Below are 21,745 nucleotides of genomic sequence, written 5' to 3'. Positions count from 1 at the left end.
CAGAAACTTGAATAACACACTAGCATTTTTACTTCGATTTTCATGAGGTTTGCGCTGTTTGTTGTATCCCATCCATATCCACAGACCGTTCCCATTGAAAATACTTGGCTCGATACGGAGATCAGGCACAATAGGCTTTTAATGTTGACACCTTCGATCGCGAAGTGAACGTCATTCGTTTGATCATCGATGTACAGGAGAGCTGATTTGAAACCAAATTTCTTTATGTCGCAAACTCGTTTGCGACCAATTTATTTCGCTGTTGCGTTGGTTTGTGGATTGAGTCAGCCAAGTCTTGCTGCCGACAATGAGTTGAAATTGGCGATTGCGAAAAACTATAACGCGCAACTAAAGCCATTATTTGAATACTTCCATCAAAATCCAGAGTTATCGTTTATGGAAGTGAATACTTCAGCCCGTTTGGCTAAGGAATTGCGTGCGGCGGGATTTGAAGTGACCGAGGGTGTGGGGAAGACCGGTGTGGTCGCGATGCTCAAAAACGGCCCCGGACCATTGGTGATGTTGCGCGCAGATATGGATGGGTTGCCGCTTGAGGAAAAATCTGGTTTGCCCTACGCATCGAAGGTTCAGCAAAAAGATCCAGATGGCAAATTACAACATGTAATGCATGCCTGTGGGCATGATGTTCATATTACGAGTTTGGTCGGTACCGCGGTCCAAATGGCGGCTCGTAAGAGTCAATGGACTGGCACGCTGATGTTGGTCGGTCAGCCTGCTGAGGAGCGAGTAGGAGGTGCTGCGCTGATGATGAAGGACCAAATTTGGAAACGGTTTGGACAACCCAAGTATGCTTTGGCATTCCATGTTGATTCTGGCTCAGAGGCCGGAAAAATTACGGCTGAAGAAGGCTCGCCGTATTCCGGTGTTGATACCGTCGAGATTACAGTACATGGGATAGGGACACATGGGGCTTATCCGCATTTAGGAAAAGATCCAGTCGTTATTGGTGCACAAATTGTCATGGCGCTGCAAACGATTGTGACTCGTGAAGTTGCACCTCGAGAGCCTGCTGTCATTACGGTAGGTTCATTCCATTCAGGGACAAAGTCCAACATCATTTCTGATCAGGCGAAACTGCAATTGAGTGTTCGTAGCGAAAGCAAGGAAACACGTGCTTTGCTGTTGTCTGCAATTAAGCGTGTCGCGATCAATACAGGTAGAGCAGCCGGTCTACCTGAAAATCTTTTGCCTGAGGTTGTGGAGGTCGATACGCCAACGCCACCGACTTTGAATGATATTCCCTTAACTCAACGCTTGAAAAAAGTGTGGACTGATAAGTTAGGTAAAGAAGCATTTGCTGCGCCAAAAATGCGAGATGGAATGGGGGCGGAAGATTTTCCCTTTTTTGTCAGTGAACCTTATATTCCAAGTGTGTATTTCTCGATTGGAGGTACACCTAAGGAAGATTTTGACAATGAGAAAAAAGGCGGACCTGCGGTGCCAGGGCACCATAGCCCAATATTTAAAATTACCCCAGAGCCAGCCGTTCGCGCGGGAATTGAGGCTAGCGTGCTTGCCTTGTTGGACTTGATGAAAAAATGATTGTGATCATTTTTTGAAATGAGAAAGTATATAGTTGAGTAATCTTGTAAAGAGTTGACTGCAAGCAGTGTAGCGTAGACGCCTGATGAATCTCATCGGGCGTTTTGTTTTCGAGGTTTGAATGTTGCCTTTGTTGTCTTATGAGGCAATCGATAGTGTAATCAGTTTTATTCCTTTAATAGATAGAAGAGAGGTAGTCATTTTAAATTTTCTTTTTAAAGTGATAGTGACTCTTTCAATTCGCCACGGCAGCCATTTGGATAAAAGTTGTGGCTCGTCTATTTTTTTATATCAACGATACTACGGTCATGCAGGAGAGACGAGATGAGCTATGTTGATTCGGTCGGAGTATACGAATTGTGCACTCAGTTAGTGCCGACGTTATCAATCTTGTGTGCAGTAGTCGAATTGCTGATACGTATAAAATAGCTTGAATTTAAATCCATCAAATTTGAGACGACACCATAAGTCGATCGACCCACCCAATCAATTTATAACAAACTTGCTTGTCGCATAATCGATTGTAATTCGTTTGCAATTAATTCCTTCTTAATGTCAAAACAGGCCGATATTTCGAGCTTATCAAAAGCCAAATCTAAAAATTGCGGAATTGAAAAAAATACACACAAACCCAGCGTGTTTTTTTGAAAAAATCACATCACAAGATATAACGCAACGCCTTTGTATAAAAAAGCGTAAACCGAGCTAATTCATTCGCGATGCGATGTAGGGTTACTCTAAGCGGGTGATTGCATTGCTTCCTTTGATTACATATTGTTCTTTAGTCGAACAATGCGAAATTGAAGTTGTGAGACAACCTGAGTGAATAACTAATTTTAATTTGGAGATTTTAAGATGAAGAAGAATAAAGTCATAGGTACTAGTTTGGTCGTTATCGTAAGTTTAGCCGCCGCTTTTGCATACGCAAGACCTTCCCAAAGTGTTCGAACGACTTATTATGATTCAAAAGGAAAAGTAGTGGGTGGCAGCTATACAAGTTGCGGTGGTGGTATTAGTAAATGGGGAAAACAAACAGCACAGTATTCCTCAGAAAGCGATCCATGTTTTTGAATAGATAGTCTTATTTTGGAAATTTGAGAATGAAGTTAAATAGAACGATTGTAACTAGTTTAGTCGCAGTTTTAAGCCTAAGCGCCACTTTTGCGTATGCAATAATGATTCAACCATTTCAAATAACTTACTATGATTCAAAAGGTAAAGCAGTCGGCGGGAAAACTTTGAGCTGCGATGGGAAATTTAGTAGTTGGGGAAAAGTGACGGCAAAAATGTACACAGAGACTCTCCACTGTAAGTCTTAAAATGACTATCACAATTACATTCTCATAAGACACAAAGTTTGTTAGCTAAATTGTTGTTTAGACGCCCGATGTGCCTCATCGGGCGTCTTATTTTTTTTTGAGGTTTGAATGTGGTTGTTCGTTGTCTTGGATGTCAACAGATTGTGCAATCAGTTTTCGAACATTATCCAGCTCAGTACGAGACCAGAATGAAAATTCAGCTTTGTGAATACCGTTGTTTGACTAAAAAAATATTGCTTGTACAAAGCATTGCTCGATACGCTTTCGATCGCCTCCTTCAATAACAGATTGAAGCGGCAGCACCAAAATAACTATATTGGGTCCACTCAACCATCCGATGCAGCTTTTTTCAGGATAAATACCAATTCAAAATTTATGTTCGAGATTGAGAGAAATAGTACGTATGGCTGGATTGTAAAAATTTGAACGGAAGATCGCGCCTTCGTTTTGTTGTTCGGTCAGATAAGTGTAAGGATGCTTAAATAGATTATCAATACTGGTTCTGATCTGTGTTTGCTTGTTGAATTTCCACAAACCGTAGATGTCCATTTCAACTGGCGTTCCAGAAAACTCTCTGCTGATTTTGGAACTTTGCTGCCAATGCCTTCCCATATAGCGAATGTTTGTGCCTAGACTAAGGGGAAGTGCTTGCGCACGGTAATCTAAATTGAGTTTCGCATTGAATGGATTGGGCGAAAGGATATTGTTCGGTGCAGGCAAATAGTCTACGCGTGACCACGTGCGATTCATATCAAAACCAACGTCGATATTGGGAGCATCGTCGAAAAAACGTTTCAAGGGAAATTGTGTATCGAATTCTATCGTGAAGCTATTTGCGTGACTTGCATTGATAAATTGGCGCCACCATGCATTGTCATAAAAACTAACATCTTCGCGATGTAAGTCATTGATGCTGCGTAGTTTGCTACGAATATTGTAGTTCCATTCATCTTTTCCATTGTGTTCGTATGCTGCATCGATCGACCATGCAAGTTCGGGACGTAAACTCGGATTTCCACGAAAGTTGGGTGAAGAAATAGAATTATTGATGGTCTTAAATATGGGAGAGATAAGATAGAAATCGAACGGCGCTTGATATGTGCGGGATAGGCCTAGCCGGACACGGTCTGTATTCTCTGCATTGAGTTGCCACAGCGTTTGGATAATTGGACTTAAAACGCTAGAACGGTGACGCATCTTTTCTTGAATGTTCCCTTCACTTTGAATTTGTATCGACTCCCAACGTAAGCCGAAATAAGCGGAAGATTCTTTTCTAAATTTCCATTCGTCTTGTACAAATAATGCGGACTTAAAGATACTACTATCTGTTAATTGCACGGTGTGGGTGCTTGATACAACTTGTTTGTTCACCTGAGTTTCATGCCGGTTATTTACATTCGCTGAATTGGAAACCGTCCAGCCCGTCACAATATCATGTTCGGTATGACTGGGGGCTGTCAGTTTGCCAGAATTGTTCCAACCATTCGAGACCGTGTCGGTCTGAAAGAAGCGTTGATAGTCTTCTTTGGTATCCGGTGTATAAGATAAATAGTCTCCGTAGGAATTCGCATTGCGTCGACTGACACCAGTATTGATGTCGAAGCGAATGGCATCATTTTTTCCTATGCTTCCCACAGCACGCAAGGAGCTACTCATTGCTTGATTCTTTGAAAAATTTTTGCGTACGATGTGTGCAGAGGGAAGCACTGGGCCGATATCGAATTGATATGATTCGTCATTATTAAAACGACTGGTGTTGTGGTTTAGTGACGAGGTCGAAGTTAAAGCTATACCATTTTCAGTCTTCCATTGGATTCGCGGATTAACTCGTAGTGTATCCCCTGTGAGTTGGCGATTTTGTCGAACTTGATAGCTTTGGACGAGTTGTCCCTTTGCATCGAATAGTTGGTCCGTAAAGCTAAACGGCGCAGCCATTAGACCGCCTAATTTGGCTGCTGTGGCCGATATAGAATACGACCAGCGCTCGAATTTATCCGAGTTCAACCAATCGACGGTGTAGTTGCTGCCGAAACCATGTGCGACATTTAGTTTGACTTGGGCTTGGCGATTGTTGGGAACTCGTTTGAGGATGATGTTAATTGTTCCCGCCATCGCTTGACTGCTGAACTGTGCGCTACCTGCACGATAAATTTCAACACGTTCAATCGTGTTCAGGGGAATATCGGCAATAGTGATGCCGCGCGGCGGTTCGCCATCGATTAAGATTTGTGTGTAATTACTATTCATTCCCGGTAGTTGTAATTGATCTTTTACAACTAGAACGCCAGGAACACGTTTCATTGCATCGTTAATATTTGTGTCACCAAAGCGCTGAAGTTCTTCACTTGTAATCACCGTTTTTGCAGCCGCATCACGCCGAGCAAGCTGAGTTTCACTTTTACTTTTTACCTCAACTTGTTGGGTCTTTATTTGAGTATTCGATCCATCATTCTTTTTTGCTGGGATTTGAATTTCTTGTGCCTTTGTGTCGACACAAAGGCAAATACTCGTTAGAAGTGTGATGATGAGAAGGTGGCGTGAATAGACGGGCATGAAAATTCAGGAATAAAAAGAAAAATAAATAACCATTGATTTTCACTCACGCATAGTAATTAGTCAATTAAGTAGAATTTATGGAATTGCTTTGTTCTTGATCTGATCTATGCCTTCATGGGGGGATACCTCGATTCATCAGATTGACGAACTGCGTTGCTTCGTCCTGGGAAATCGTAAAATCCAGACCCCACGCATCAAATGTTATTGGATTTCGTCGATGGCAAGGGAGTTGAGGTGAGTCGTGTCACCCCAATCAAGTAGGGTGAGTTGATGATCTTGAAATTGAAAACGATTAATGCTCGCGTTAAAAATGGTCATAGTGCGCTCTGCATTGAGCGGTAAATGCATCGCCTCACGATAAGCACATTCGAGCACACCTCCGTGAGCGACCAATGCAATCTTTTTTCCCGAAAATTGTGCAGCATAGTGCGCGATACAAGCGATCACACGTTGATGGAACTCTCTTATGCTTTCGCCGACATTGCTGGGATCCTCAGGCTTGCTAGGAAAATGGAAATCCGGATCTCGCGAGCGCCAACTTGCATAGGCGACAGGGTAAATATCAGGCAATTCGCTGTAAAGCTTGCCCTCGAAATCGCCAAAGCAACGCTCGCGTAAATCTGCATCAATGCGAGTAGGTAAACATTGCTGACGTGCAATTTCACCAGCTGTCTGCATAGCACGCTGGAGGTCACTAGAAATCACTGCAGTAAGTTTTTCGTGTTGTAGTCGATTGGCAAGTGCTTTGGCCTGGCGTCTGCCTTCAGCATTCAAGGGAATATCGAGATGCCCTTGAAGCTTGCGCACGGCATTCCAAGCGGTCTCTCCGTGGCGTATGAGCAAAATTTCGGTCACTTTGATTTTTCTGTTGTGGGTTTGCTCTGCAACCAAAAAGTCACAGGACCATCATTTGTTAGCGACACTTTCATGTCTGCACCAAATTCCCCGGTCTCGACGATGGGGAGCCGTTCTTTTGCTTTGGTGACGAAATGATTAAATAATTGTTTTCCCAATTCAGGCGGTGCAGCTGGCGTGAATGATGGACGCGTACCCGATTGCGTGTCGGCCGCCAGTGTAAATTGCGGGACAAGCAAAAGCCCACCTTGCACATCAGTCACGCTACGATTCATTTTACCCGCATCATCTGAAAACACGCGATAACTGAGTAACTTGGAGACTAAGTACTCGACATCCTTAGGCGTATCATTTCGTTCCGCGCAGACCAAAACCATAAGTCCAGTTTTGATTGCGCCGATCGTAGTGCCATCGACGACAACGCTGGCTTCGGTGACTCGTTGTAATAACGCAATCATATTGACAGCGTGACTTTCGCAAATTTACGTTTTCCTACCTGAAGGACTACCGTTCCCGCTTTCACTTGCAATTGTTTATCACTAATGACGCTGCCATCGATGCGGACACCGCCTTGATCAACCATACGCATCGCTTCCGAGGTTGATGCACAAAGATTGGTTTGCTTTAATAATTGTGCAATTCCGATCGGAGCCCCATTCAGGCTGATTTCGGCGATATCATCGGGAATGCCACCCTTTGAACGATTCACGAAATCGGCCAATGCATCCTCCGCAGCTTGTTTGTTGTGGAAGCGCGTCACGATCTCTTGCGCGATAGCGACTTTAACATCTCGTGGGTTTTGTCCGTCAGCAACAGATTTTTTGTACAGCGCGATTTGTTCTAAAGTGCAGAACGACAGTAAATCATAATAACGCCACATCATCTCGTCTGAAATGCTCATCACTTTGGCAAACATCGTATTGGCTGGTTCGGTAATGGCGATGTAGTTGTTTTTTGACTTGGACATCTTCTCGACACCATCCAAACCTTCAAGCAGCGGCATTGTTAAGATACATTGCGGTTCTTGCCCATAATCTTTTTGCAATTCACGTCCAACCAGCAAGTTGAACTTTTGGTCGGTTCCGCCAAGTTCTAAATCTGAGTGCAACGCGACAGAGTCATAACCTTGCATGAGTGGATAGAGGAATTCATGAACAGAAATCGGCGTGCCAGCCTTAAAACGTTTCGTAAAGTCATCTCGCTCCATCATACGTGCGACGGTGTATTTGGATGAAAGCTGAATTAACCCTCTCGAACCGAGTGGATCACACCATTCGGAGTTATATCGAATTTCAGTCTTACTTGGGTCCAAAACTAAAGACGCTTGTTTGAAATAAGTCTGGGCGTTCTCTTCGATTTGTTCACGGGTCAGAGGAGGGCGTGTCGCATTGCGACCAGACGGATCGCCGATCATTGACGTAAAGTCGCCAATCAAGAAAATCACGGTATGACCTAAATCTTGCAATTGCCGCATTTTATTGAGCACCACGGTATGACCTAAATGTAGATCGGGCGCAGTTGGGTCCAACCCTAACTTAATGCGTAAAGGAGTACCAGTTTTTTCGCTGCGAGCCAATTTTTGAGCAAATTCGGCTTCAATCAGTAGTTCATCGACACCACGTTTTGTTACAGCTAATGCATGTTGCACAGCATCAGAGAGGGGCAGGAGAGTCGTTGCGCCTGGCGCTTTGTCGTTGTGTTGTGGCGATGTCATGATGTTTCCAACTAATTAATTAAAAAAATTATCTAAAAAGATCGAATCAGATCAACAGATCTCTCATAAATTTGTAACAGAGCTAGCGAAAAAAACGGCTTCCTCACATAATCCTTAGCTTGCATTATTCGCCATATGCTTTACAATCAGGCGACATTTTTTAAGCCCCACCTTAAGTTAATAAAAATAAAAGGAGTGGGTTTGCCAACACTCTGTTCGCTGCGGATAGCCAAGATCGACAGCGAAACATCAATTTTAACTTATTGCATGCGTTTATCCGATAAATTCCGTCATTTAGCTGCAACTACACAAGTTAAAGCCGAGTCCTTGATTGCTGTGGGCATCGCCAATATGCGTGGGATGCGCGCATCACGTGTTATTTCTTTTGCAGGCTTATTTTTTGCTGTATGCGCTGTGGGTGCTGTGGGTGTTGCGCCTTTAGCACCAGATGCCGCAAATTTACCCGTGAAGACTGTTACTCATGAGTTGGTTTTGCCTTCATTGGATGAACAAATTGCCAAGATCGTTTTGCAGCAACAGCATTATGTGAAAGAAGAAAAGATTCAGCGTGGTGATACGCTAGCCTCGCTATTGCAGCGATTGGGTGTCGATGATGTGAACGCAGCAAACTTCTTAAGAACGGATCCTGTAGCACGAAGTGTTTTGCAGGCCCGAGCAGGTAAATCAATCCGAGTCAAAACGACGGATGAAGGTACTTTAGAATGGTTGCGCGTAGGGATAGACGGCACGGATAATGGTAATAAAACTCTGCTGGTTTCGCGTAATGAGCAGAGCGGCTTTAAAGCGACAGAAGTGGTTGAACAATTGGAACGTCGGATAGAAATGCGTTCTGGTGATATCCAATCTTCTTTGTTCGTGGCGACTGACAAGGCTCTAATTCCTGCCCCGATCGCGGATCAAATTGTGAAAATGTTTGAAACTAGTATTGATTTTCGTCGTTTGCAGCGTGGCGATTACTTTAACGTTGTTTACGAAACTTTCTGGTTGAATGGTGAGTTGGTAAAGACAGGAAAATTGCTCTCAGGTGAATTCCGTAATTCTGGTAAGTTATCACAGGCTGTATGGTTCGACGAAGGTGCAGGTGAAGGAGGCTACTATAGCTTTGACGGTAAGTCGCTGAAGAAAGCGTTCTTGAAGTCACCACTTGAGTTTTCTCGTGTGTCTTCTGGTTTTTCTATGCGTGTCCACCCAATTTCGGGAAAATGGAAACGTCATACGGGGATTGATTTTGCGGCAGTCACTGGGACACCGATTCGAGCCTCTGCGGATGGCACGATTGAACATGCTGGTCCACAGGGTGGATATGGAAATATGGTGATCGTAAAACATTGGAATGGCTACAGTACGGCTTATGCACACATGAGCCGATTCGCACCAGGCGCCCGGAAGGGTGTGCGTGTAAGTCAAGGTCAAGTAATCGGTTATGTTGGTTCAACTGGGTGGTCGACGGGACCGCATTTGCATTATGAGTTCCGTGTCAATAACGAGCCTCGTGATCCGAATACGATCAGTGTGCAAAGTGCGGCGGCATTGGCTGCACACGAGTTGCCAAAATTTAGAACGGTCGCGGCAGAGATGTCTCATCGTTTCGATTTGCTAAGGCCAGAACGCAATTCTGCTGCGCGTGTTGCTGCACGTTAGACTATCGATTTGTGCGAACAATTTAAAAAGCCGAACTTGGTTCGGCTTTTTTGTTGCCAACAAATCTCGTCCGATCTTTCGTTTGAGTCCAATTCTTGAGCCAAGTTGCTCATTCAATTATTTGAATAATTATGAGTCAAAATTCTAATGTGTTTATCGGGCTAATGTCAGGCACAAGTTTAGATGGTGTCGACGGCGTCATGGTTCGATTTCTTGATCACGAAAATTCGGCGGTGACACGCTTAGAATTGCTAGCCAATACCCACATCCCCTTTGATGCAGGAACCAAATCGATCGCGATGTCTTTGCAGGTGGCTGGTGACAACGAAATTGAACGAGAGGCACTGTTGGCAAATAGCTTAGCGCGCATTTATGCGAAGTGTGTCCATCAACTTCGATTAGAACATCCTGATTTACCAATTTGTGCAATTGGCGCCCATGGCCAGACTATCCGTCATCGTCCTGAACTTGGCATGACGCGACAATCAAATAATCCTGCGCTGCTGGCCGAGTTGACAGATATTGATGTCATTGCAGATTTCCGTAGTCGTGATGTTGCGGCAGGTGGACAAGGTGCTCCTTTGGTGCCCGCATTTCACCGAGCTCTGTTTGCGAAAGAAGGTGAGTGTCGGGTTGTGCTGAATATTGGTGGGATCAGTAATATTAGTATTTTGTTTTCTGATGGGCGGACGATAGGTTTTGATACTGGACCGGGAAATGTATTGATGGATGCTTGGATCCATCTGCACCAAGGAAAATCGTATGATGAGAATGGTCAGTGGGCCGCCGAGGGGAGGGTGCATGCAGGCTTGCTGAATCGCTTGCTTAAGGAAAGCTTTTTTACTTTGTCGCCACCAAAAAGCACAGGGCGTGACCTTTTTCATTTGGATTGGCTGCAACAGTCTTTAAACGATTTCCAAGAATTGACACCAAGGGATGTTCAAGCAAGCTTATGTGCATTGACCGCCGAGACAATCTGTTCCTCAATCGCGCGATTTGCTCCTGAATGCACGGCCGTTTATGTCTGTGGTGGCGGAGCGTACAACGCTCAATTGATGCGAAACCTGCAGGACTATTCCCCTGCCATCCAATGGCAAAATACTGACATTCTTGGTGTTGCACCCAATCATGTTGAAGCACTTGCATTTGCATGGTTGGCTCGGCAATTCGTTATAAGGAAGCACGGTAACTTAAGTGAGGTGACCGGCGCAAAAGGGCAGCGCATTCTCGGTGCGCTTTATCCCGCTTAGATGTACCGCGTAGGCGAGTGCTAATATGCAGATGGACAAGGTGGGATGGTACACACCAGCACCTTGAGTTAGGGATGTTCCCTACGGGTCAAAGAACAAGCATCAACCTTTAGTGAGAGATCAACAATGCTCAAGTTTTTATATGTTGCGGACCCTATGTGTTCTTGGTGTTATGGCTTTAGTAAGGAGTTGGTAAGATTTCTTGAAAACAAACCGAATGCGGAATTGGACATCGTATTAGGTGGTTTGCGCGCATACAATACCGAGGTGCTGGATGCAGATCAGCGAGAAATGATCCTGTCGCATTGGGATCGTGTTCAGCAAGTGAGTGGCCTACCTTTTAATATGACTGGTTTAGATAAGTCAGGATTTATCTATGATACGGAACCGGCTTGTCGAGCAGTCGTTGCAGCCAAAATCCTAACGGAAGATATGCCGACTTCAGTTAATTTTCTGGCGTTTCAAGCAATACAGCATGCATTTTACGCTGAGGCACAAGATATCACTGACGAGCATGTGCTTGCTGAGATTGTTGTTGAAGCATTGAATCGTGCTGATAGGTCATTTACGTTTGATGTCGCGAGTTTTTTGGAAACGATGACGGATGTTTCTACAAAAGAGGAAACTCGCATGCACTTCCAACAAATCCAACGTTGGGGTATTCGCGGTTTTCCCGTTTTGTTGTTGGTGCAGGAGGACGGCTTGCACATGTTAAGCTCTGGATATGCGAAATGCGAGGAAGTGGCTAAAAATTTCGAGGCTTTGTTTCCTAGTTAGGATGAACCCAGTCATTTTTTCTAACGAGAATGCGCCCATTTTAGGCAAAACATATCTGTATTAGAGTGGAGATTATTTGTAATTCCATTCGTTTTTTGAAGGTTGAATTTATGCAAAGCTCACGCATTCAAATAGCCCCAGACGGACCTGAATTTTCTCGAATTGTGCTCGGTTTGTGGCGCCTATCTTCGTGGCAGATGAGTCCATCTGAACGTGTACTATTTTTACGTGAAGCTTTAGACCTAGGTATTACAACAATTGATCAAGCGGATATTTACGGTGACTACACAAGTGAAACATTGCTGGGGGAGGCATTTGCGTTAGCGCCAGATTTGCGTCAACAATTTCAAATTGTGACGAAGTGCGGGATCCAGTTTCCATCTGCTCAAAGACCGACTCAGACAGCGCATATTTATAATACGAGTGGTGATCATATCAAGAATTCAGTCAATCAGTCTCTGCAAAATATGCAAGTTGATCAAATTGATCTATTGTTGATTCATAGACCGGATCCTTTGATGCAGGCTGATGAAGTCGCCGAGGCGTTTGAGCAATTGGAGCGGGCTGGAAAAGTAAAGTATTTCGGCGTATCGAATTTTACTCCCACACAATTTGAACTATTGAATGCACGTTATCCATTAGTGACGAATCAGGTGGAGTGCTCTTTGTTGAACATGTCGCCAATCTATGACGGGAGCTTCGATCTTTGCCAGCGCTTGCGCCTGACTCCTATGATTTGGTCAGCTTTGGGTGGAGGTCGTTTGTTCACAGACCAAAGTCAAGTTGGGTTGCGGCTGCAGCGAGTTTTAGCAAAAATTGCCGATGAAGTAAATGGGAGTGCTGCCGTTGTAGCGATGGCATGGGTGTTGAATTTACCAACGAGGCCGATGTTGTTGACAGGCTCTGGGCGTGTGAAGGTTTTGACCGAGGCAGTTCAGGCCTTGGACTGCCAATTGAGTAAAGGGCAATGGTTCGATTTATGGCGAGCGGCAACAGGGGAGGATATTCCTTAAGCCGGATCGGTTCTTAAATGACTGTAAAAAAATACTTTTCAGCAAGAAAGAAACAGCGTATAAACATAGCTACGTAATCTGAATGCGCACCCTCCTTACCAAGGCAATGCCGGATGTTGATCTTGGTACATTGAATGGGATAAGGCAAAAGCCTCAAATGAACGGGAATGTGCGTCGCAATTTTAGATCAAGTATCAGATCAATTATTAGACCAATCATAAGTCCAATCTCCCTACTTAGTCAGTTGTTGAAAAGGTGCACAATTGAAGATAGTACGACCGTTTTTGCGACGTTTTTTGCGTGCCCAGCGTCTTCCTACTAGAGATCTGCAGGTTTGGCGAGATCAAATGTTGGGCGCCATTCTGTCTGTAGCACTGGGCCTTGGTGGTATTACCGCAGTCCCGAGCATTTTGATGGCTCTACGTGATCGCTTGTATTCGGTCGTAGTGATCGATGTTCTGGCGATTGCTTGGCTGTTTGTTATGTGGCGCTGGCGTACATTGAGTTTTACGATACGTAGTTGGAATTTTCTTCTCATCGTATTCGCTGTTGGCGTTTTTTTTCTGTTTAAGGTCGGTCCAGTTAGCCAAATTTATATGATGGCAGTGCCAGTGTTGGCGGCATTGCTGTTAGGTTTACGGCCGGCGATTTTGATGCTGGTGGTCAATGCGGTCACTTTAGTCACAGTGGGTTATTGGTTTGATATTGATCTCCAATTTGATCGTTACCACGACCAACCTTTCCTCCGCTGGATTATTATTACACTGAATTTTACGTTTATTAGTTCTGTCATCACTGTGACTTGCGGAGTCTTGCTAAGGCGTTTGGAAGAATCGCTTCGTAAACAGATGAAAATTAGTCTGCATTTGCAGCAAGAACAAAAGTCACTTCGGCATGCAAATGAGGAACTTAGACTGATTTCAGCAGCAGTCGAAAACTTAAACGACATGGTGATGATCACTGACAATAATTTGTCTGATCAAGGGCCGCATCTCGTGTTTGTGAACAAAGCATTTGAACGTAGCAGCGGTTATAGTCGCCATGAGGCTATTGGAAATAGCCTTGAAATGCTTTTTGGTGCGAATTCCGATATTCATGAAATTCACCGAATTCGTTCCGCCATGGCAGATCGTCATGCGATCCGCTCAGAGATCATTAGTTATACAAAGAATGCAGACGAATTCTGGCTCGAAGTCGATATTCGACCGATCAATAATCAGGATGGACACTGTACACATTATGTTGCGATCGAACGTGACATTACCGACAGAAAAAAGGCAGAGTTAGATATTTATCGTCTAGCGTTCTTTGATGTCTTGACGGGTTTGCCAAATCGTCGCCTACTGCGTGATCGTATGGGGGTTCAACTTGCCAATGCACAGCGAACAGGTAACTACAGTGCGGTACTGTTTATAGATCTAGATCATTTCAAAACCATCAATGATGCAAGAGGGCATGCAGTGGGTGATGTTCTGTTGGTCGAAGTGGCAAAACGTCTTAGCCAGCTTTTGCGTGAAGTCGATACAGTTGCTCGTATCGGCGGCGACGAATTTGTTGTGCTTGTTGATAGTTTGGATTCACATATTGAACTTGCCGGAAAACTAGCACTGACCATCGCTGAAAAAGTGCGGCATGCATTGTCTCAAGATTTTTTAATTAATGATCAAATTTATAGTTCCAGCTGCAGTATTGGGGTGAGTCTCATGCCGAAGCCTGGTCAAAGTGCAGACGATTTATTGCGTGAATCGGATACGGCAATGTACCGCGCCAAAACTGCTGGGAGAAATCAAATTGCTTTCTTTGAAGGTGCAATGCAAACCGAGGTCGAGGAACGCCTGACTTTAGAACGTGATCTTGCGAAAGCACTCGACCAAAATGAATTGCATATGGTGATGCAGGCGCAGGTTGATCAAAATGGCGTACCACTTGGCGCAGAACTATTGATGCGATGGAACAATAAACGACGTGGAATGGTCTCACCAGCGACATTTATACCATTAGCGGAAGAATCAGGATTGATCGTGAGAATGGGGGACTGGGTTTTATTACAGGCATGTCAAATTCTAAAACACTTACAGCGTGAGGGGTTCACATTTCCATTGTCGATCAATGTTAGCCCTAAACAATTTCGTCAAAAAGATTTCGTTGATAAAGTATCGGCAACTCTGGCGGGTGAAGGTGTGGATGGAAATCATTTGATTTTTGAGGTTACGGAAGGTCTTTTTATCGATAACCTGCAGGAGACGATTTCTAGAATGGACAAATTGGCTGACTTGGGTATTCGTTTTTCCATCGATGATTTCGGAACAGGATACTCCAGTTTGAATTACTTAAAACGTTTACCCTTATATGAACTCAAAATTGATAAGAGTTTCGTGCAGGATATCCCTGACGATGCAAATGGCACCGCGATCGTTCGTTCCATTTTATCGATGGCGAAGCAATTTTCTCTGAAGGTGGTGGCTGAAGGTGTCGAAACCCAAGAACAGGCAAACTATTTGATGGCCAATGAATGTGATTCGATGCAGGGTTTCTTGTACTCTAAACCGACCGCGCCTGATGTTTGGGTCGAACAACAAAGAGCGAAGCACTGAACTGGTTTTTTAGACGCAGTATAATATCGTATGGATGGTAGGCTGAAGAGTGCGGTAGATGATTCGGTCAGTTGATAAAGGCATTGGATAGATATGACTAGCGAACAACAGAAGCCAATTGGCAAAACGAAGAGGTGGGTAGCATTTCTAATATTGCTGTCTCTGCTAGTCGCTGGTTTTGCTTTTTTCTCACTCAGTTCCAAGCAAGCAGCGCCGAAAATTAACTTTACGAATATTCAAGGAAAAAACATTAGCCAACAAAGCTTGCATGGCAAAGTGTACTTGGTGAATTTTTGGGCGACGTCGTGTACCACGTGTATTAAAGAAATGCCACAAATGATTGCTAGCTATGAAAAGTTCCGCGCACAAGGTTTAGAGTTCCTAGCAATTGCAATGAGTTATGATCCACCGAACTATGTGCTAAATTTCGCCGAAACACGTCAACTGCCCTTTCATGTCGTGCTTGATTTAGAGGGGAAAATTGCACAAGCGTTTGGCGATGTGAGATTGACTCCAACGACCTTTGTCGTTGATAAGCAGGGAAATATTTTGAAGCGCTATGTTGGTGAACCCTCATTTGATGAATTAAATCAATTACTTGCTCGCGAGTTGGCTAAGTCCTGATTAATGGTGGCGTTCATTGTGGTCTAACGCATAGTAGTCTTAGACTGTAATTAGGCAAGATTCTTCAAAAAAGTCTATTGAAAGACTGCTCTAAATTAAAAAAAATTGTTCGTACTTACCTAAAGTTTTGCTAATTATTTAGGCAGCTTTTCAGGTAGAATAGCGCTTCCTCGAAATTCCTCCGATTCTCCCAAGGTTCTACATCGTGCACATTGGCTCCTATCAGCTGAAGAATAATATTTTTGTCGCGCCCATGGCGGGTGTGACCGATAGGCCATTTCGCCAATTGTGTAAAGACTTAGGTGCGGGATATGCGGTATCTGAGATGGCTGCATCAAATCCTAAATTATGGGAAACCGAGAAGTCCACGCGGCGAACCAATCACGAAGGTGAGATGGAACCCAAGGCGGTGCAGATCGCAGGAGCGGATCCCAAGATGTTGGCGGAATGCGCCAAATACAATGTCGATAAAGGTGCGCAAATTATCGATATCAATATGGGCTGCCCAGTCAAAAAAGTCTGCAATGCATGGTGCGGCTCAGCTTTGCTTCAAGATGAAAAACTCGTCGGTGAGATTTTGGATGCCGTAGTTGCTGCGGTCGATGTGCCAGTGACTTTGAAGTTTCGCACTGGTTGGGATAGAGCGAACAAGAATGCTTTGCAAATTGCGCGAATTGCCGAATCGGCTGGAATTGCGATGTTGACTTTGCACGGGCGCACACGTGCCGATGGCTACAAGGGCGATGCAGAATACGAGACCATTGCCGCAGTGAAGGCGCAAGCACGTATCCCAGTCGTGGCGAATGGCGATATTACGACACCTGAGAAAGCCAAATACGTGTTGGTAGTCACGGGTGCCGATGCCATCATGATCGGTCGCGCGGCGCAAGGACGGCCGTGGATTTTTAGAGAAATCGATCATTACTTAAAGACGGGCACCTATTTGCCAGCGCCTTTGGTATCGGAAGTTAAAGCATTGTTAGACCGTCATTTGCGCGAGCATTATGCGTTTTATGGCGAGTTTATGGGCGTGCGCACCGCGCGCAAACACATAGGTTGGTATGTGGAAGATTTGGTGGATGGCGAAGGCTTTCGCCAGCAAATGAATAAGTTGGAAACTTGTGAGGAACAATTGGCGGCGGTCAACATGTTTTTTGATAGTCGACCGACAGAACGGTTACAATACCGCCCCTCCGAGATGAATACGAACGGAGAATTAGCGCAAGCCTTAGCTGCTTGAGTTATTTTCCTAATGGTATTTGGTGCGAGTTATGTGCACTATTTTGGTGGTAGTTTTATTTAGTTTAACCCTTGAATTCATAGCAGTTTTATCGTTAGTCGAATTCATTAATAAGAAGAAAATTCAGTATGAGTAAAGAAAGCATTCAAGAAGCCGTTCACAAAAATCTGGAAAAATATTTCCGTGATTTGGGAGAACAACCTGCTTCGAATATTTACGATATGGTGGTGTTGGCGGTTGAAAAGCCGATGTTAGAAATGGTCATGACACGCACGGATAGCAATCAATCTCAGGCTGCAGACATGCTCGGTATTAATCGCAATACTTTGCGCAAAAAATTGCAGCAACACGGTCTTCTTTAATTTTATTTCAATCTCTTTATCATGATCAAACAAGCTCTCCTGTCCGTATCGGACAAAACTGGTGTTCTCGAATTTGCCCGTGAACTCAATGCCATGGGCGTCAAACTATTGTCCACAGGCGGTACTGCGAAACTCTTGGCTGACAACGGTTTGCCAGTGACTGAAGTCGCTGATTACACAGGTTTTCCAGAGATGCTCGATGGTCGTGTCAAGACTTTGCATCCGAAAGTACACGGCGGTATTTTGGCACGTCGTGATTTTCCTGAACATCAAGCAGCCTTAGAAAAACACGGCATTCCAACGATAGATATGGTGGTTGTCAATCTCTATCCATTTCAAGCTACTGTGGCGAAAGCAGAATGCTCTTTGGAAGACGCGATTGAAAACATTGATATCGGCGGACCAACCATGTTGCGCTCCTCTGCGAAAAATCATAAAGACGTAGTCGTAATTTGCGATCCTAGCGACTACACAACGGTTTTGGCTGAAATGAAGGCGGGTAATAATGTGGTGTCGTATGACACCAAGTTTATGCTGGCGAAAAAAGTATTTGCGCACACTGCACAATACGATGGCGCGATCACCAATTATTTGACTAGTTTGGGTGAAGATAAAGCGCACACAACACGCAGTGTTTACCCACAAACTTTGAATATGCATTTCGAAAAAGTGCAAGAAATGCGCTACGGCGAAAACCCACATCAATCCGCTTCTTTCTACCGCGATCTGGCGCCAGTCGCAGGTGCATTGGCGAACTATGTGCAATTGCAAGGCAAGGAACTCTCTTACAACAACATCGCCGATGCGGATGCAGCATGGGAATGCGTGAAGTCTTTCGACACAGGCGCGTGCGTGATCGTCAAGCATGCGAATCCATGTGGCGTAGCAATCGGCGCGACCTCGTTGGAAGCCTATAGCAAAGCATTACAAACAGATCCAACTTCCGCGTTTGGCGGCATTATTGCGTTTAACACCGTATGTGATGGTGCCGCAGCAGAGGCGGTTGCCAAACAATTCGTCGAAGTCTTGATTGCTCCTTCATTCACAGCCGAAGCAAAACAAATTTTTGCTGCGAAACAAAACGTACGTTTGCTCGAAATTCCATTGGGCGTAGGCGTGAATCAATACGACGTCAAACGTGTTGGCGGTGGTTTGTTAGTCCAAGCGCCAGATGCGAAAAACGTCTTGCCAGCCGATGTACGCGTCGTCAGTAAACTGCAACCGTCACCGCAACAAATGGCCGACATGATGTTCGCATGGCGCGTTGCTAAATATGTCAAATCGAATGCGATTGTGTTCTGCGGCAACGGTATGACTTTGGGTGTGGGCGCTGGTCAAATGAGTCGTATTGATTCTGCACGTATTGCGTCGATCAAAGCACAAAATGCGGGTTTAACTTTGCAAGGCTCCGCAGTCGCGTCTGACGCATTCTTCCCATTCCGTGATGGTCTCGATGTCGTCGTCGATGCTGGCGCAACCTGTGTGATTCATCCGGGTGGTTCTATGCGCGATCAGGAAGTGATTGATGCTGCGGATGAGCGTGGTGTGGTGATGTTGTATACGGGCGTGCGTCACTTCCGTCATTAAATAATACGCCTTGAATCCGAGTCTCGAGCGCATTTCATCGTTGCAAATGCTCGCAATACCGACGTATTGCTGTGCTTTGCGCCTTGAACTGCATCTCGATACTCGAATTCCAAGCGCATTATTGTGAGCTTATTTTTTTGCGCTAGCCTAAGGCGATTATTCTGTGGGAAGAACTCATACGTGAAAACCCAAGTTCTGCGTATAATTTGCTAACGATCATTCATCAGAAGCAAGCACAAATGAAAATCCTCGGCATCGATCCCGGTTTGCGCACCACAGGTTTCGGTGTCATCTATAAGCAGGGCAGTAAGCTCACTTACATCGCCTCAGGTACCATCAAAACAGTCGAAGGCACTTTGCCAGAGCGTTTGAAAACCATCCTCTCCGGCGTTACCGAAATCATCCAAACCTACCAACCCGATTGCGCCGCAATTGAAAAGGTATTTGTTAACGTCAATCCACAATCTACACTTTTGCTTGGACAAGCTCGTGGTGCCGCGATCTGTGCTTTGGTGCAAGCTGAACTTCTAGTCGCTGAGTACACCGCGCTACAAGTGAAGCAAGGTGTGGTCGGTCACGGTAAGGCGAAAAAAGAACAAGTGCAAGACATGGTGCAGCGCTTGTTGTCTCTTTCTGGGACGCCCAGTAGTGATGCTGCCGATGCGTTGGGTGTGGCGATTTGTCATGCACACAGTGGCGATACGTTAAAAACCCTTGGTGCGTTTGCGCCTGAGTTGGCGAAAAGAGGTTTGCGTGTGAAAGCAGGTAGGTTGATCGGTTGAGAGTGCTGGTTGGAATTCTTATTTCATTAAAAATGTAATGAGAATAATATTCTTATGATTTTACCTAGTGTTCTATCCTCACATATCTCTTCCACAAGCTCTTAAGAATCGTTTACCATTACTGTTTATTTATACAGTACGAAAGCCCAGCATGATAGGTCGCATCGCCGGAATCCTGATCGAAAAGAATCCACCGCAAATCCTTGTTGATTGCCAAGGCGTTGGCTATGAAATCGATGTGCCCATGAGCACTTTCTATAATTTGCCTGCACTGGGCGAGAAGGTAGCTTTACTGACGCATTTGGCGATTCGCGAAGATGCGCATGTGTTGTTTGGTTTTGGTACTGCTGAAGAGCGAACGACTTTCAAACAATTAATCAAAATCAGTGGCGTCGGTGCGCGCACCGCTTTATCCATTTTGTCGGGTATGTCGGTGGCTGATTTGTCGCAGGCAATAACGTTGCAAGAAGCTGGGCGCTTAACGCGAGTGCCGGGGATAGGTAAGAAAACCGCAGAGCGTTTGTTGTTAGAGCTTAAAGGTAAACTGGGCGCTGATTTGGGTGCGGCTGGTGTGGCTGCCGCTGCGGGTGATCATAGCTCGGATATCTTGAATGCCTTATTGGCGCTAGGTTATTCTGATAAAGAAGCCTTGGCTGCATTGAAATTGGTGCCAGCAGGATCAGGTGTTTCGGATGGCATCAAGGCCGCTTTGAAAGCCCTGTCGAAGAGCTAAATACAAGTAGAACCATATGAGCATACAAACCGACAATTTGACTTCGCAAGTCATCGACACGCGCATCATCGCGGCGACGCCAACTTCACCCAATGAAGAAGCGATCGAACGTGCGCTACGTCCTAAGCAACTTGATGAATATGTAGGTCAAGAAAAAATCCGTGATCAGTTAGAGATTTTTATCGGTGCCGCGCGTCAGCGCAAAGAGGCACTTGATCATACTTTGTTATTCGGTCCACCTGGTTTGGGTAAGACCACCTTGGCGCATATTATCGCGCGCGAGATGGGCGTGAATTTGCGTCAAACATCTGGTCCCGTGTTGGAGCGCGCGGGTGATTTGGCCGCTTTGTTGACGAACTTAGAAGCGAATGATGTGTTGTTCATCGACGAAATCCATCGTTTGTCACCCGTAGTGGAAGAGATTTTATATCCAGCTTTGGAAGACTATCAAATTGACATTATGATCGGTGAAGGGCCTGCAGCACGCTCAGTCAAACTGGATTTGCAACCTTTTACTTTGGTGGGCGCAACCACGCGCGCGGGGATGTTAACCAATCCTTTGCGGGATCGCTTTGGGATTGTTGCACGCTTGGAGTTTTATACTTCGGAAGAATTAAGTCGTATCGTGACCCGTTCGGCGTCTTTGCTTGAAGTACCGATCAAAGATGATGGTGCATTTGAAATTGCCAAGCGTGCGCGCGGTACGCCGCGGATTGCGAATCGCTTGTTACGCCGCGTACGCGACTATGCGCAAGTCAAAGGCAACGGTGAAATCACCAAACCTATGGCGGATGCGGCTTTGAAGATGCTTGATGTCGATGCAGTCGGTTTTGATTTGATGGACAGAAAACTGCTGGAAGCGATCTTGTTCAAGTTTGGTGGTGGTCCAGTTGGCTTAGATAATGTCGCCGCAGCGATCGGCGAAGAGCGCGATACGATCGAGGATGTGTTAGAGCCGTATCTGATTCAACAAGGTTACTTGCAACGCACACCACGCGGGCGTATTGCAACCGCCAGTGCCTATGAGCATTTCGGGCTTACTGCTCCGCGCACGAATCCGAATGGCGATTTGTGGGGCGCATAGTTCGACAACCTTGTTTTGTCTGATTTGAGC

The 21,745-nt window shown here is 45.1% G+C and carries 19 protein-coding genes; 15 read left to right on the top strand and 4 right to left on the bottom strand.

Features of this window, described 5'->3' with window-relative positions:
• Positions 1–207 precede the first annotated feature (207 nt).
• The 3 genes from KDM90_RS07005 to KDM90_RS18450 all read left to right on the top strand — a co-directional run bounded on the left by KDM90_RS07005 (position 208) and on the right by KDM90_RS18450 (position 2,882).
• Entirely contained in the window at positions 208–1,563 is a 1,356-nt protein-coding gene (locus KDM90_RS07005) for an amidohydrolase (protein ID WP_230409655.1), read from the top strand.
• A gap of 855 nt (positions 1,564–2,418) precedes the next feature.
• Complete coding sequence (locus KDM90_RS07000) at positions 2,419–2,634, top strand: DUF6289 family protein (protein ID WP_212674862.1); 216 nt, start codon at positions 2,419–2,421, stop codon at positions 2,632–2,634.
• Between the two features lie 29 nt (positions 2,635–2,663).
• Positions 2,664–2,882 carry a DUF6289 family protein gene (locus tag KDM90_RS18450; protein WP_369123429.1) on the top strand — a complete coding sequence of 73 codons (219 nt, stop codon included), beginning with the start codon at positions 2,664–2,666 and terminating at the stop codon, positions 2,880–2,882.
• Positions 2,883–3,248: 366 nt separating this feature from the next.
• Here the strand turns inward: KDM90_RS18450 and KDM90_RS06995 are convergent, their stop codons facing one another.
• The 4 genes from KDM90_RS06995 to tyrS all read right to left on the bottom strand — a co-directional run bounded on the left by KDM90_RS06995 (position 3,249) and on the right by tyrS (position 8,007).
• Complete coding sequence (locus tag KDM90_RS06995; RefSeq protein WP_212674861.1) at positions 3,249–5,435, bottom strand: TonB-dependent receptor plug domain-containing protein; 2,187 nt, start codon at positions 5,433–5,435, stop codon at positions 3,249–3,251.
• 204 nt (positions 5,436–5,639) lie between these two features.
• A complete protein-coding gene (locus KDM90_RS06990) occupies positions 5,640–6,293 on the bottom strand; it encodes a histidine phosphatase family protein (RefSeq protein WP_329605303.1) in 654 nt (217 codons plus the stop codon).
• Positions 6,290–6,751: a D-aminoacyl-tRNA deacylase gene (gene dtd / locus KDM90_RS06985; protein WP_212674860.1), complete on the bottom strand. Its 462-nt coding sequence runs from the start codon at positions 6,749–6,751 to the stop codon at positions 6,290–6,292. The genes KDM90_RS06990 and dtd overlap by 4 nt, the downstream gene beginning before the upstream one ends.
• Positions 6,748–8,007, bottom strand: coding sequence for a tyrosine--tRNA ligase (gene tyrS, locus KDM90_RS06980; RefSeq protein WP_212674859.1), 1,260 nt, complete (start codon positions 8,005–8,007; stop codon positions 6,748–6,750). Before tyrS ends, dtd begins: the two co-directional genes overlap by 4 nt.
• A 201-nt stretch (positions 8,008–8,208) precedes the next feature.
• Between tyrS and KDM90_RS06975 the strand changes: the two genes are divergently transcribed.
• The 12 genes from KDM90_RS06975 to ruvB all read left to right on the top strand — a co-directional run bounded on the left by KDM90_RS06975 (position 8,209) and on the right by ruvB (position 21,715).
• Entirely contained in the window at positions 8,209–9,669 is a 1,461-nt protein-coding gene (locus KDM90_RS06975; RefSeq protein ID WP_230409653.1) for a M23 family metallopeptidase, read from the top strand.
• Positions 9,670–9,800: 131 nt separating this feature from the next.
• Positions 9,801–10,919 carry an anhydro-N-acetylmuramic acid kinase gene (locus tag KDM90_RS06970; protein ID WP_212674858.1) on the top strand — a complete coding sequence of 373 codons (1,119 nt, stop codon included), beginning with the start codon at positions 9,801–9,803 and terminating at the stop codon, positions 10,917–10,919.
• A gap of 126 nt (positions 10,920–11,045) precedes the next feature.
• Positions 11,046–11,696: a DsbA family protein gene (locus tag KDM90_RS06965; RefSeq protein WP_212674857.1), complete on the top strand. Its 651-nt coding sequence runs from the start codon at positions 11,046–11,048 to the stop codon at positions 11,694–11,696.
• 110 nt (positions 11,697–11,806) lie between these two features.
• A complete protein-coding gene (locus KDM90_RS06960; RefSeq protein ID WP_230409652.1) occupies positions 11,807–12,709 on the top strand; it encodes an aldo/keto reductase in 903 nt (300 codons plus the stop codon).
• Positions 12,710–13,056: 347 nt separating this feature from the next.
• On the top strand, positions 13,057–15,303 hold the full coding sequence (locus KDM90_RS06955; protein ID WP_212674856.1) for a putative bifunctional diguanylate cyclase/phosphodiesterase: 2,247 nt from the start codon (positions 13,057–13,059) through the stop codon (positions 15,301–15,303).
• Between the two features lie 93 nt (positions 15,304–15,396).
• Positions 15,397–15,927 (top strand): TlpA family protein disulfide reductase, encoded by a 531-nt coding sequence (locus KDM90_RS06950; protein WP_212674855.1) that lies wholly within the window; start codon positions 15,397–15,399, stop codon positions 15,925–15,927.
• Between the two features lie 205 nt (positions 15,928–16,132).
• Positions 16,133–17,167 (top strand): tRNA dihydrouridine synthase DusB, encoded by a 1,035-nt coding sequence (gene dusB / locus KDM90_RS06945; RefSeq protein WP_212674854.1) that lies wholly within the window; start codon positions 16,133–16,135, stop codon positions 17,165–17,167.
• Between the two features lie 128 nt (positions 17,168–17,295).
• On the top strand, positions 17,296–17,529 hold the full coding sequence (locus tag KDM90_RS06940; RefSeq protein WP_186892113.1) for a helix-turn-helix domain-containing protein: 234 nt from the start codon (positions 17,296–17,298) through the stop codon (positions 17,527–17,529).
• A 21-nt stretch (positions 17,530–17,550) separates the two neighbouring features.
• Positions 17,551–19,116 (top strand): bifunctional phosphoribosylaminoimidazolecarboxamide formyltransferase/IMP cyclohydrolase, encoded by a 1,566-nt coding sequence (gene purH, locus KDM90_RS06935; protein ID WP_212674853.1) that lies wholly within the window; start codon positions 17,551–17,553, stop codon positions 19,114–19,116.
• 239 nt (positions 19,117–19,355) lie between these two features.
• Entirely contained in the window at positions 19,356–19,898 is a 543-nt protein-coding gene (gene ruvC, locus KDM90_RS06930; RefSeq protein ID WP_212674852.1) for a crossover junction endodeoxyribonuclease RuvC, read from the top strand.
• Between the two features lie 151 nt (positions 19,899–20,049).
• Positions 20,050–20,631, top strand: coding sequence for a Holliday junction branch migration protein RuvA (gene ruvA / locus KDM90_RS06925; protein WP_212674851.1), 582 nt, complete (start codon positions 20,050–20,052; stop codon positions 20,629–20,631).
• A 16-nt stretch (positions 20,632–20,647) separates the two neighbouring features.
• Complete coding sequence (gene ruvB / locus KDM90_RS06920; protein ID WP_212674850.1) at positions 20,648–21,715, top strand: Holliday junction branch migration DNA helicase RuvB; 1,068 nt, start codon at positions 20,648–20,650, stop codon at positions 21,713–21,715.
• Positions 21,716–21,745: the final 30 nt, after the last annotated feature.

Source organism: Affinundibacterium fentianense (assembly GCF_018139545.1).
Lineage (GTDB): Bacteria > Pseudomonadota > Gammaproteobacteria > Burkholderiales > Burkholderiaceae_D > Undibacterium > Undibacterium fentianense.
The sequence above is the reverse complement of the archived record's forward strand: the minus strand, read 5'-3'. Positions and strand labels throughout refer to the sequence as shown.

Bases quoted from the DNA above. Each gene is read 5' to 3' on its own strand.
- KDM90_RS06940 (WP_186892113.1), top strand. From the start codon at position 17,296: ATGAGTAAAGAAAGCATTCAAGAAGCCGTTCACAAAAATCTGGAAAAA.
- KDM90_RS06970 (WP_212674858.1), top strand. From the start codon at position 9,801: ATGAGTCAAAATTCTAATGTGTTTATCGGGCTAATGTCAGGCACAAGT.
- KDM90_RS18450 (WP_369123429.1), top strand. From the start codon at position 2,664: ATGAAGTTAAATAGAACGATTGTAACTAGTTTAGTCGCAGTTTTAAGC.
- tyrS (WP_212674859.1), bottom strand. From the start codon at position 8,007: ATGACATCGCCACAACACAACGACAAAGCGCCAGGCGCAACGACTCTC.
- dtd (WP_212674860.1), bottom strand. From the start codon at position 6,751: ATGATTGCGTTATTACAACGAGTCACCGAAGCCAGCGTTGTCGTCGAT.
- KDM90_RS06955 (WP_212674856.1), top strand. From the start codon at position 13,057: ATGTTGGGCGCCATTCTGTCTGTAGCACTGGGCCTTGGTGGTATTACC.
- KDM90_RS07000 (WP_212674862.1), top strand. From the start codon at position 2,419: ATGAAGAAGAATAAAGTCATAGGTACTAGTTTGGTCGTTATCGTAAGT.
- KDM90_RS06950 (WP_212674855.1), top strand. From the start codon at position 15,397: ATGACTAGCGAACAACAGAAGCCAATTGGCAAAACGAAGAGGTGGGTA.
- ruvC (WP_212674852.1), top strand. From the start codon at position 19,356: ATGAAAATCCTCGGCATCGATCCCGGTTTGCGCACCACAGGTTTCGGT.
- KDM90_RS06965 (WP_212674857.1), top strand. From the start codon at position 11,046: ATGCTCAAGTTTTTATATGTTGCGGACCCTATGTGTTCTTGGTGTTAT.
- KDM90_RS06995 (WP_212674861.1), bottom strand. From the start codon at position 5,435: ATGCCCGTCTATTCACGCCACCTTCTCATCATCACACTTCTAACGAGT.
- ruvB (WP_212674850.1), top strand. From the start codon at position 20,648: ATGAGCATACAAACCGACAATTTGACTTCGCAAGTCATCGACACGCGC.
- KDM90_RS06960 (WP_230409652.1), top strand. From the start codon at position 11,807: ATGCAAAGCTCACGCATTCAAATAGCCCCAGACGGACCTGAATTTTCT.
- purH (WP_212674853.1), top strand. From the start codon at position 17,551: ATGATCAAACAAGCTCTCCTGTCCGTATCGGACAAAACTGGTGTTCTC.
- ruvA (WP_212674851.1), top strand. From the start codon at position 20,050: ATGATAGGTCGCATCGCCGGAATCCTGATCGAAAAGAATCCACCGCAA.